Here is a 12,908-nt window from a genome sequence, read left to right on the forward strand (position 1 = left end):
ATAGCCCTTTAATTAAGGGCTATAATTTTTTTATGTGCCTAATTTTAGGTAAAACTATTCTTTCAAAACTTAATTAAGGAAATTTTATGTTAAATAGCTTACATTCAGGAAATAGATTAAGGGTGGATTTTTCTAACGTTCCACAACAAATAGAAATTCCAAATCTTTTACAATTACAACAAAAGAGTTTTGATTATTTTTTAAATATCGGTAATGAAAATAGTGAAAGTGGTATAGAAAAAGTTTTTAAATCATTTTTTCCTGTTAGCGATAGCCAAAACAGATTATCTTTAGAATATGTTTCTTGTGAATTTGTAAAGCCAAAATATACAATCAGAGAATGTATGGAAAGAGGGCTTACTTACGCAGCAAATTTAAGAGCAAAAATTCGCTTAAATATTTATGAAAAAGATGAGAAAACAGGTGAAAAAATAGGTATTAAAGATATTAAAGAACAAGATATCACCATAAGAGATATTCCGCTTATGACTGATAGAGTGTCTTTTATCATTAATGGTGTTGAAAGAGTAGTTGTAAATCAGTTACACAGAAGTCCAGGTGTTATTTTTAAAGAATTAGAAGAAAACGGAAAGCTTTTATATTCAAGCCAAATTATACCTGACCGTGGTGCTTGGTTGTATTTTGAATTTGATAGCAAAAATATTTTATACGCTAGAATAAATAAAAGAAGAAAATTCCAAGCTACATTATTATTAAAAGCTCTAGGATATAGCAAAGAAGATATTATTCAATTATTTTATCCAATTCAAACAATTACATTAAAAAAACATAAATTCTATACAAAATTTAGCACTCAAATGCTTAGTGATAGAATTGAGTTTGATTTAATTGATGAAAAAGGTAATTTAGTTGTTGAAGCAGGAAAAAAACTAAATAAGAAAAAAATTAAAGAAATTGAAGAACAAGGCATAAAATTAGTTGAATATCCTGTTGAAATTTTATCAAATAGACAACTTGCTAAACCAGTATTTGATAAGAATACAGGAGAATTGTTATTTGATACTTTAACAACTTTAGACGGAGATAAATTAATAGACTTATTAAATAATGGTGTTGATTTTGAAATCGCTAACGATGTTGGTTTAAATATTGATGATTCAATGCTTAAAACACTGCAAAATGAGTCTGATTTGTTTAAATCATTTAAAAGAAGTGAAAATTTTGAAACCGAAGAAGAATTTGCTATTGCAAAGATATTTAGAGTTTTAAGACCAGGCGATCCTATCGTTCTTGAAGCTGCAAGAACTTATATTCTTGATATGTTATTTAATCCTGAAAGATACGATATGACTAAGGTTGGTCGTATGAAAATGAACCATAAATTAGGTTTAAACACTCCAGAATATATTACAGTTTTAACAAGAGAAGATATTGTAAAAACAATTCAACATCTTTACAAAATTAAATCAGGTAAAGGCTTTTTAGATGATAGAGACCATTTAGGAAACAGAAGAATTAGAGCAATCGGAGAGCTTTTAACAAATGAAATGCATGTTGGCTTTGCAAAAATTCAAAAGGGTATTAAAGATAAATTAAGCTCAATTAGCACTCCAATTGATGAATTAATGCCAAGTGATTTATTAAATTCAAAAATGATTACAAGTACCTTAATGGATTTCTTTACAGGTGGTCAGCTTTCACAATTTATGGACCAAACAAACCCTTTAAGTGAAGTTACACATAAGCGTCGTTTATCGGCTTTAGGAGAAGGTGGTTTAGTTAAAGAAAGAGCTTCTTTTGAGGCAAGAGATGTACATACAACACACTATGGAAGAATTTGCCCAGTTGAAACTCCAGAAGGTCAAAATATTGGTCTTATCAACTCTCTTTCAACTTATGCAAAGGTTAATGATTTAGGTTTTGTTGAAGCGCCTTATAGAAAGGTTGTTGATGGTAAAATTTCAAGCGAAATAGTATATCTTACAGCAACTCAAGAAGAAGGAATTTGTATCGCTCCAGCTTCAACTAAGGTAGATGAAAACGGCAATATTATAGATGATTTATTAGAAGCAAGAATTGATGGAGAAACAATATTAGCAAAAAGAGAAGATATAGGTTTAATTGACCTTACTTCTGGTGCAATAGTTGGTCTTGCTGCTTCATTGATTCCATTCTTAGAGCATAACGATGCAAACCGTGCTTTAATGGGTTCAAATATGCAGCGTCAAGCAGTGCCATTATTAACAACAATAGCACCGATAGTTGGAACAGGTATGGAAAAAGTTGTTGCAAGAGATGCGTGGGAGGCTATTAAGGCTACTCGTGGTGGTAAGGTTGAAAAAGTTGATGCTCAAAATATCTTTATTTTAGGCGAAGATAACGAAGGCTTATTTATAGACCATTATAAACTTGAGAAAAATTTAAGAACTAATCAGAACACAACCTTTTCTCAACGCCCAATAGTAAAACAAGGAGATATTATTAAAGCAGGACAAGTAATTGCTGATGGTCCATCTATGGATCAAGGTGAGCTTGCTATTGGTAAAAATGCTTTAATTGCCTTTATGCCTTGGAATGGTTACAATTACGAAGATGCTATTGTAATGAGCGAAAAGATGATTCGTGAAGATGCATTTACAAGCGTACATATTTATGAAAAAGAAATTGAAGCAAGAGAATTAAAAGACGGAGTGGAAGAAATCACAAGAGATATTCCAAATGTTAAAGATGAAGAAATCGCTCATTTAGATGAAAGTGGAATTGTTAGAATTGGAACCCATATTAAACCAGGTATGATTTTAGTTGGTAAAGTTTCTCCAAAAGGAGAAGTTAAGCCAACACCTGAAGAAAGATTATTAAGAGCAATTTTTGGTGAAAAAGCAGGTCACGTAGTAAATAAATCTCTTTATGCAGGTGCTAGTTTAGAAGGTGTTGTAGTTGATGTTAAAGTATTTACAAAAAAAGGTCATGAAAAAGATGCAAGAGCAACAGCTGCACAAGAATCAGAAATTTTAGTATTAGAAAAAGATTATCATGATAGATTATTAATGATGGATAGAGAAGAAAACCTTAAGATTTGTTCTTTATTAAAAACCACACCGCTATCAAAAGACCAAGTAATTAACAATGTTGCTTATAAAAAAGGCGATTTAGTTAAAGAAGAAGATTTAGAAAATTTAAATAGATTTTATTTAGGCAATATAATAGATGCTTATTCAAAAGATGTTAAAAAATACTATGAGAATTTAAAGAATTATTTCCAAAATGAGAAAAAACGCTTAAAGCAAGAGCACGATGAGAAAAAAGAAATAATTGAAAAAGATGATATTTTACAAAATGGCATAGTAAAACTTGTAAAAGTTTATGTGGCTACAAAAAGAAAGCTAAAAGTTGGAGATAAAATGGCAGGTCGTCACGGAAATAAAGGTATTGTTTCTTGCATTGTTCCTGAAGTTGATATGCCATACTTACCAAATGGTCGCCATGTTGATATTGTTTTAAACCCACTTGGCGTTCCAAGCCGTATGAATATTGGACAGATTTTAGAAAGTCATCTAGGTTTAGTTGGTTTAAGATTAGGTGAGCAAATTCAAGAAATTTTTGATGCAAAAAGAAAAGATTTTATAAAAGAACTACGCCAAAAAATGATAGATATTTGCGATATTTCAAGACTAATGGATGCAAAAGTGTATCTTAAAGATATGAGCGATGAAGAATTTATTAGACACGCAAGAGATTGGAGCAAGGGTGTTAAGTTTGGTGCCCCTGTTTTTGAAGGTGTTACCGCAGAAGAATTTAAAAAATTATTTGAAATGGCTAAGATTGATGCTGATGGCAAAACTGAGCTTTATGACGGTAGAACAGGTGAAAAAATGAAAGAGCGTGTAAATGTTGGTGTTATGTATATGTTAAAGCTACACCACTTAGTAGATGAAAAAGTGCATGCAAGAAGTACAGGCCCATACAGTCTTGTAACTCAACAACCAGTTGGAGGTAAGGCTTTATTTGGTGGTCAAAGATTTGGAGAAATGGAAGTTTGGGCTTTAGAAGCTTATGGAGCTGCTCATACTTTAAGAGAAATGCTTACTATAAAATCTGATGATGTTGATGGTAGATTTAATGCTTATAAGGCTTTAGCAAAAGGAGAAAATGTTACAAGTGCGGGAATTCCTGAGACATTCTTCGTTCTTACAAACGAGTTAAAGTCTCTTGGTTTAGATGTTGAGATATACAAAGAGGAAAATGACAATGAATAAGCAATACACAAAAATAAAATTAAGTGAAGAAGAAAAACCAAATCAATTTGATGCCATTGGTTTTAAAATAGCAAGTCCAGAGGTTATTCGTGCTTGGTCACACGGAGAAGTAAAAAAACCTGAAACTATTAATTATAGAACATTAAAGCCTGAAAGAGATGGGCTTTTTTGTGCTAAAATTTTTGGACCTGTTCGTGATTATGAGTGCTTATGCGGTAAGTATAAAAAAATGCGTTTTAAAGGCGTTAAATGCGAAAAATGTGGAGTTGAAGTAACAACTAGCAAGGTAAGAAGAACAAGAATGGGGCATATTGATTTAGTAACCCCAGTTGCACATACTTGGTATTCAAATGCAATTCCTGCAAGAATTAGCACCTTGCTTGATATTTCAACAAAGGATTTAAATAGAGTTTTATATTATGAAGCTTATATTGTTGAAGAGGTTGGAGAAGCTGGTAATACAGTTTATGATGATAATAAAAAATTAGCAAAATATAGTGTTATAAGCGAAGAACAATATCAAAATATAAATGAAAGATATGAAGATACAGGCTTTAAAGCTAGAATGGGTGGAGAAGTAATCCGTGATTTACTAGCTGAACTTGATTTGGTAGAAATGGTAAATGAATTAAAAGAAGCTTGTGAAAATGCTCCAAAATCTAAAAAACCAGCTTTAGTAAAGAAACTAAAAGTAGTTGAAAGCTTTTTAACAAGTAATCAAAATCAAGATGGTAATCGTCCTGAATGGATGATGATAACAGTTTTACCTGTTTTACCGCCTGATTTAAGACCTTTAGTAGCTTTAGATGGTGGAAAATTTGCAGTTTCAGATGTTAATGATTTGTATCGCCGTGTAATAAATAGAAATTCTCGTTTGAAAAGATTGCTTGAGCTTGATGCGCCTGAAATTATTATTAGAAACGAAAAAAGAATGCTACAAGAAGCGGTAGATTCTTTATTTGATAATGCTAAAAAACAAAGCGGTGCAGCAAAAGGTGCAAATAAAAGAACATTAAAATCTTTAACAGAAATTATCAAAGGTAAGCAAGGTCGTTTTAGACAAAACTTACTTGGTAAAAGGGTTGATTTTTCAGGTCGTAGTGTAATTGTTGTTGGACCAAAACTTAGAATGGACCAATGTGGTTTACCAAAACAAATGGCATTAGAATTATTTAAACCACACTTATTAGCTAAACTTGAAGAAAGAGGTTTTGCAACCACAGTAAAACAAGCTAATAAAATGATTGCTGATAAAACAAATGAAGTGTGGGAATGCTTACAAGAGGTTGTAAAAGACCATCCTGTTATGCTAAACCGTGCGCCAACTTTGCATAAGCTATCAATTCAAGCTTTTCATCCAGTTTTAGTAGAAGGCAAAGCAATTCAATTACACCCTCTTGTTTGTGCAGCCTTTAACGCAGACTTTGATGGGGACCAAATGGCAGTGCATGTTCCACTTTCACAAGAAGCAATAGCAGAATGTAAAATCTTAATGTTAAGCTCAATGAATATTTTATTACCAGCTAGTGGAAAGGCTATTACTGTTCCTTCTCAAGATATGGTTTTAGGTATTTATTATCTATCATTAGAGAAAAAAGATGCTAAGGGTGCAAATAAGATTTGTACAGGTGTTGATGAAGTTTTAATAGCAATGCAAACAAATTCTCTTGATATTCACGCAAGTATTAAGACTTTAATTGATGGAAAAATCGTAAAAACAACAGCAGGTAGATTAATTATAAAATCAATTTTACCTTCTTTTGTTCCTGAACATTTATGGAATAAAACACTTAAGAAAAAAGATATCGGCGCCTTAGTTGATTATGTGTATAAAAATGGTGGTTTAGAAGTTAGCGCATCGTTTTTAGATAACTTAAAGAATTTAGGTTTTGAATATGCAACTAAAGCTGGTATTTCAATTTCAATAGCAGATATTATTGTTCCTGATGAAAAATCAATGGATATTGAAGGTGCAAAATCAAAGGTTAGAGATATTCAAAATTCTTACAATCAAGGTTTAATTACCGCTAGTGAAAGATATAATAAAATTATTGATATTTGGAAGAATACAAACAATACACTATCAAAAAATATGATTGAATTAATGAAGAATGATAAGGCGGGATTTAATTCAATTTATATGATGGCAGATAGTGGAGCAAGAGGTTCAACAGGTCAAATTTCACAGCTTGCAGCGATGAGAGGACTTATGGCTAAGCCTGATGGCTCTATTATTGAAACACCAATTACTTCAAACTTTAAAGAAGGTTTGAATGTGCTTGAATACTTTATTTCAACTCACGGAGCAAGAAAGGGTCTTGCAGATACAGCTTTAAAAACAGCTAGTGCAGGATATTTAACAAGAAAATTAATTGATGTTGCGCAAAATGTAAAAATTACAATGCACGATTGTGGCACTCACGAAGGTATTGAAGTTAGTGAAATTAACGCCGATGGTGCAGTGGTTGAGAGCTTGTATGATAGAATTATTGGTCGTGTTTTAGCTGATGATATTATTGACCCAATTAGTAATGAAATTTTATTTACTGAAGGTACTTTAATTGATGAAGAAAAAGCAAAAAGCGTAATTCAAAGCAATATTAAATCAGTTAGCATTAGAACACCAATTACTTGCAAGGCTAAAAAAGGTATTTGCTCTAAGTGTTATGGAATTTCACTTGCTGAAAGCAAATTAGTTAAAGTTGGTGAAGCAGTTGGTATTATATCAGCTCAATCAATCGGTGAACCAGGAACTCAGCTAACGCTTAGAACATTCCACAGTGGTGGTACTGCAACTACTGATATGCAAGATAGACAAATTGAAATTAAACAAGAAGGTTTTATAAGATATTACAATGTGCAAACTTATAAAAATGATGAAGGTAAAAATATAGTTGCTAATCGTAGAAATGCAAGTATTTTACTAGTTGAGCCTAAAATTAAAGCTCCATTTGATGGAGAAATTAGCTATGTATATTCTCACGAAGATGTGATTATTAGCATTAAATCAGGCAAAAAAGAAGCAAAATACACATTACGCCGCCACGATGTTGCAAAAGTTAATGAGCTTGCAGGTGTAAGTGGAAATATTCAAGGAAAATTACATTTACCATACAAAGAAGGTGAAAAAGTAATTGAAAACGAAAGTATAGTTGAAGTAATTAAAGAAGATTACAATATTCCACGCCGTATTCCATACGCAAGTGAATTATTAATTGAAGATGGTGCGCCAATAGCACAAGACATTAAAGCAGGTGCAGTAGGTAAGCTAAATTATTACATACAAAAAAGCGATGGTCTAGAAAAAATTGACAATATTAAAAAAGGACATATTATTAATGAAAAAGGTATGTTTGTGATTATTTCTGATGAGAATAATCGTGAGACAATAAGACATTACATTCCAAGAAAATCTAAAATTGAGTTCGCAAGTAAAGAAAGTGTTGATGATGTAAATACAATTATTATTAGCGATGCAAGTAAAGAAAGCAAGATTTTAGCTCAATGGGACCCATACAATAACCCTATTATCGCTGAATTTGAAGGAAAGGTTAGCTTTGTAGATATTGAAAGCGGCTTAAGTGTTGAGGAGCAAACCGATGAATTAACAGGAAAATCTTCTTTAGTTGTAAATGAATACTTAGCTGCTGGTTTAAAACCTGCTATTGTTTTAACTAAGGCAAATGGAGAAATGATTAGATATCAATTAGAATCTAAAACTGTTATTTATGTAAATGATGGAGATAAGGTTACTCAAGCACAATTATTAGCAAAAACTCCAAAAGCTGCTACAAAGTCAAAGGATATTACAGGTGGTCTTCCAAGAGTTACAGAATTGTTTGAAGTTAGAAAGGTTAAAAATCCTGCAACTTTAGCTGAAGTAGATGGAATTGTAAGAATTTCTAATAGTTCTAAATTAAAGCAAACAATCTTTATTGAAACAGCAAATGGGGATAGTATAGAGCATATCATTGACCGCCATAGCCAAATCCAAGTAAGAGATGGAGAAATGGTTCATGCTGGTGAAAAATTAACTGATGGTGTTGTTACAAGTTCTGATGTTTTAAGAATTTTAGGTGAAAAAGCATTGCATCATTATTTAATTAGTGAAATTCAACAAGTTTATTCAGGACAAGGCGTTGCAATTTCTGATAAACATATTGAAATTATTATTTCACAAATGTTAAGACAAGTAACCATTATTGATAGTGGGGATACTAAGTTTATTGCAGGTGATGTTGTATCACGCCGCCGTTTTGCTGAAGAAAATGAAAATATTATGAAATACGGTGGAGCACCTGCTATTGCTGAACCAAAACTAACTGGTGTTACAAGAGCTTCTGTAAATAGTGATAGTATAATTTCAGCTGCATCTTTCCAAGAAACAACTAAGGTTTTAACAGAAGCAAGTGTTACAGGAAGAATTGATTACTTAGAAGACCTAAAAGAAAATGTTGTTTTAGGTAGAATGATTCCAGTTGGTACAGGCTTATACGCTCGTAAAAATCTAAATATCCGCAAAAACGACTAAATAAAATTCTGCTATTTTTAGCAGAATTTTTATTATTTTTTAACTTTAACGAGTTTTTAATTTTTTATAAAAATTGCTTACATTTTATTTTAAATATAATTACAACTTTTTTACTGCTTATTTATAAAAATTAGGAATAATTTTATCCTATTTTAAAAAAGGAGTTTTTTATGAAAGTAAATTTTAAAGCTAATCCAGTAGAAATTACTGATGCAATTAAGGTTGGCGATAGTGTAAAATCAACCAAAGTAGTAGCAAAAGATTTAAGTGAAGTAGATTTAAATAAAGATGCGATTATTATTTGCTTACCAAGTATTGACACAGGCGTATGCGCAAAAGAAGCAAGAGAATTTAACGAAAGAGCAAATGCTTTAGGAATGCCTATTTATGTTGTAAGTAAAGATTTACCATTTGCAATGGGTAGATTTTGCACTGCTGAAGGTTTAGAAAACATTATTCCAGTAAGTGATTTTAGATATGCTGATTTTGCTAAAAATTACGGCTGTTTAATTACTGAAGGCGCTTTAAATGGCTTACTTGCAAGAGCGGTTTTTGTTCAAAAAGCAGGAAAAATTGTTTATAGCGAAATCTGCAGCGAGATTACAGAATTACCTAACTTTGATGCCTTAGCACAAGCATTATAATTTTAAAAGCCTTTTTAAAAAAGGCTTTTTAGTTTAATTTTATAAAGTAATTAATACATAAACTATTGAAGCAACTATAGTTGGAATGGCATTTCTTTTAGCTAGTTCAATAGGATTAACTTTAGCATATCCAGCACAAATAATAGCAGCACCAGCAATAGGGCTCATACTTCTTCCAAGACCAGCAACAGCAGTAATTGCCGAACCTAAATGCATAGGCTCAATCCCAAAATCATTTGCGTGAATTGTAACTGCTTGATTAAAGCTTAAAGCAGCAGCATCGCCACTTCCAGTAATTAATGCTAAAATAAAAGTACCTGTATTTCCTGCAAAACTAGCTATGTTTGGATTTGCCTTCATTAATTCAATAAGTTCATTAACAAAGCCAATAGCCTTAAGTCCAGCAACAAAGATTAAAGCACAAGTAATAATCCCATAAACATGAGCAAAACCTTCACCCATTCCAGCAAAGAATTTTTTTACAATATCAGCACTTTTTACATTTTTCATACAAACTAAAAAGGCTAAAAAAGAACCAAAAATCATTGCATAAGAGATTTTAATATCAGGCATTTTATTTGAAAAAATTTGTTCATAATAATCTTTTACGCCTTGAATATGGCTAATTATTAAAATAGCAACAGGTATAACAGGAATAATTGCCTTAATAGCATTTACTTTAAAATTCGCATCGTTTGCTAAATCTTGAGCTACATAGCCTTTGTGTTCTTTTAAAAATACAGCAACCAAGCTAAGCAAACTAGCACAAATTAAAGCACTAATTCCAAAATAAATTGCCTCATAATGAATAACATCAATAACGCTACTTTTTGAAACATCAGCAACGATAATTGTTTGTGCATAACCAGGGTTTAAATTCGCACTTCCATAAGTTCCTAAAAACACAGTACAAGCAGAAATAGCAGGATGAACTCCCATTCTCATTAAAAAAGGAATAATAATCGCTCCAACAGCAGCAGAGCAACCACTTGAACTTGTGATAGAAATATTAATAATAGCAGTAATTATAACAGCGCCAAATACAAGCATAGCACCATTTGCAAATTTTAAAACCTTTGAAAGCGCATAAACTAAATGCTTATCGCATTCGGTTAATTTTAAAACATAAGCAAAGCCCATAGAAGCCACAATAGGTTCAATAACTTTTGCATTTTTCATAGCGGTTGAAAAGGCATTAAAAGCATCAAAAGGCTTAAATGCAACAACGCAAAGGAAAAATCCGCAAGAAAATAAAACCATTCTACTTTCATATTTTTTAACTAATAAAACAATCATAGCAATAATTGTAATTAGCCCTAAAATGTTTTGAAATATAGACATAATATATCCTTTTTATTAATAAAATATTTAAAAAATTAAAATTTCTTAATCTTTAATTCTAACTAGAAAAGAATTAAAATGTTAAATATTAAAGCAATAAAGCAGGTAAAAGATAAAATATAAGTTAAATTATTAAATTTGTGTTACAAAAGGTAACTAAAATAGACTTATTAGCCTTTTTTACATTAGATAATATAAAAAAGGCAATAAATTAAGAGAATTTTTGTTTTGATTTATTTATACAGCGATAAATGCTTGATTCTGATAAGTTAAGCAAAGAAGCAATTTGAGTAATTGAACCTTTAATATTAAAAATACCTTTTTCATAGATTTTATCTACTATATCTTGCCTTTGCTTTGGTTTTAAATTCGTAGTTTTAATTTCATTTATACTAAGACCTGTTAGCTCTAAAATAAGTTCGTTTAAATCCAAGCTTAACACTTCTTCATAAGCGTATTCTTCATTAATGCTATCGTTGTTTAAAAGCTGGGCTGCTATGTTTTCAATCCTGCTTTTATCATAATTTATACAAAGCATTCCGCTTAGTTTGTTGTTTTCTTTTATAAAAAAAGTACTGCCTTTTATGTTTTTTCCACTAGCACTTGCTTTATAATTGCTTAAAAAGTCTCTTTCTTCATAAATTTTTTTATTTAGTAATTCTAGGGCGAATCCTGTAATAGGCGAATTAATACTTCTTCCACTGATGTGATTATTTACAATTTCAGCAATACTAACACCATCTTCTGTAATATCGTGCAAAACTATTTCATAATCTTTACCAAGCGCTTGAGCTAAAAAATGAACTAATTTTATATAATCTGCTTTTGTTTGTTTATTCATAATACACCCTTAGTTTTTACTTAAAATCTTATTGTATCACAATAAGATTTTTTATGTAAAAGTTATAATAATCCTTTAGCTGTTTTTAAATATTCATTCATTTCATCATCGGGTACCATATTTCCACCAGTTGCCCAAATTAAATGAATGGCATTTTCATTATTTAACTTTAATTCATCAGCAATGCTTAAAGCCCTTACCCCTGCTAGTGCAGATGGTTCTAGTTTTATATTTTCACTTTGTGCTAAAAGTCCTAAATATCTATACATATTTTCATCGCTTACAGTAAAGCAACCGTCAATAACACGCTCTAAAACTTTCCCAACAAGAGAAGAAGCCCTACCAACCGCAAGTCCATCAGCAGCAGTAATATTATCAAGTCCGATATCAGCAACGCAAATTTGTTCGTGCTTTTTTGTTGCAAGTCCTAAAACCATACAAGGGCTATGCGTTGGTTCAGCAAAAAAGCATTTTACATTATTAGCAAATACGCTTTTTAACCCATAAGCAACCCCGCCAGGACCACCGCCAACTCCGCAAGGAAGATAAACATAAAGTGGTCTATTTTCATTTATTGTTATATCTAAAGCTTCAAATTGAGCTTTTAATCTCTTAGCCGCAACGCTGTATCCTAAAAATAAGTTATGCGAATTTTCATCATCTATAAAATAGCAAAAAGGGTCGTTTTGTGCATTTTTTCTTCCTTGTTCAACCGCTACTCCATAATCGCTATCATAAGTAATTACATTACAACCATGCTCTTTTAGCATTCTTTTTTTCCACTCTTTTGCACAATTACTCATATGTACATCAACCTTAAATCCAAGTTTAGCACTCATAATACCAATTGATAAACCTAAATTCCCTGTTGAACCTACAGCGATTTTGTATTTACTTAAAAAATCTTTATGCTTTATTATTTTTGAATAATCATCGTTTGTATTAAGTAAATTGTTTTGAATTAGTAAATCTTCAGCGTGTTTTAAAACCTCATAAATTCCACCACGAGCCTTTATTGAACCTGATATTGGAAGGTGAGAATCTAATTTTATATATAAATCTTTGTTTATTTTGCACTTGTGTAATTTTTCTAATTCTTGTTTGAAGAAATTCGCACAATGCAAAGGGCTTTCAATGATACCATTTGTAGCATTGGTTGATGGAAAAAGAATTTTAAGCAAGGGCGCAAAGCGATTAAGCCTTGCTCTTGCTTGTTCTATTTGTTCTAGTTTTATAGCAGAATTGTTTAATTCTTCTAATACATTACTTGCTAAATTATCGTTTAGCCAACTTGTTTCTTTCATTGCTTTTAAATCATCAATTAACATCTTTTC

6 protein-coding genes are annotated in these 12,908 nt (G+C 31.2%); 3 read left to right on the forward strand and 3 right to left on the reverse strand.

What is annotated here, in order from left to right; translation table 11 throughout:
* The first annotated feature begins 86 nt into the window (after nucleotides 1–86).
* From rpoB to tpx, 3 genes are all read left to right on the forward strand, one after another.
* Entirely contained in the window at nucleotides 87–4,217 is a 4,131-nt protein-coding gene (gene rpoB / locus CCANL266_RS00275; RefSeq protein ID WP_172229704.1) for a DNA-directed RNA polymerase subunit beta, read from the forward strand.
* Nucleotides 4,210–8,748 (forward strand): DNA-directed RNA polymerase subunit beta', encoded by a 4,539-nt coding sequence (rpoC, locus tag CCANL266_RS00280; RefSeq protein WP_172229706.1) that lies wholly within the window; start codon nucleotides 4,210–4,212, stop codon nucleotides 8,746–8,748. The genes rpoB and rpoC overlap by 8 nt, the downstream gene beginning before the upstream one ends.
* A 170-nt stretch (nucleotides 8,749–8,918) precedes the next feature.
* Nucleotides 8,919–9,392, forward strand: a complete 474-nt coding sequence (gene tpx, locus CCANL266_RS00285) for a thiol peroxidase (RefSeq protein WP_172229709.1) — start codon at nucleotides 8,919–8,921, stop codon at nucleotides 9,390–9,392.
* A 39-nt stretch (nucleotides 9,393–9,431) separates the two neighbouring features.
* On the opposite strand, the gene dcuC is transcribed toward tpx, so the two are convergent.
* The 3 genes from dcuC to CCANL266_RS00300 all read right to left on the reverse strand — a co-directional run bounded on the left by dcuC (nucleotide 9,432) and on the right by CCANL266_RS00300 (nucleotide 12,902).
* Nucleotides 9,432–10,733 (reverse strand): C4-dicarboxylate transporter DcuC, encoded by a 1,302-nt coding sequence (dcuC, locus tag CCANL266_RS00290; protein ID WP_172229714.1) that lies wholly within the window; start codon nucleotides 10,731–10,733, stop codon nucleotides 9,432–9,434.
* A 211-nt stretch (nucleotides 10,734–10,944) separates the two neighbouring features.
* On the reverse strand, nucleotides 10,945–11,574 hold the full coding sequence (locus CCANL266_RS00295; RefSeq protein ID WP_172229717.1) for a helix-turn-helix transcriptional regulator: 630 nt from the start codon (nucleotides 11,572–11,574) through the stop codon (nucleotides 10,945–10,947).
* 62 nt (nucleotides 11,575–11,636) lie between these two features.
* A complete protein-coding gene (locus tag CCANL266_RS00300) occupies nucleotides 11,637–12,902 on the reverse strand; it encodes a D-serine ammonia-lyase (protein ID WP_172229720.1) in 1,266 nt (421 codons plus the stop codon).
* Nucleotides 12,903–12,908 lie beyond the last annotated feature (6 nt).

It is taken from the genome of Campylobacter canadensis, assembly GCF_013177655.1.
Taxonomy (GTDB): Bacteria; Campylobacterota; Campylobacteria; order Campylobacterales; family Campylobacteraceae; genus Campylobacter_E; species Campylobacter_E canadensis.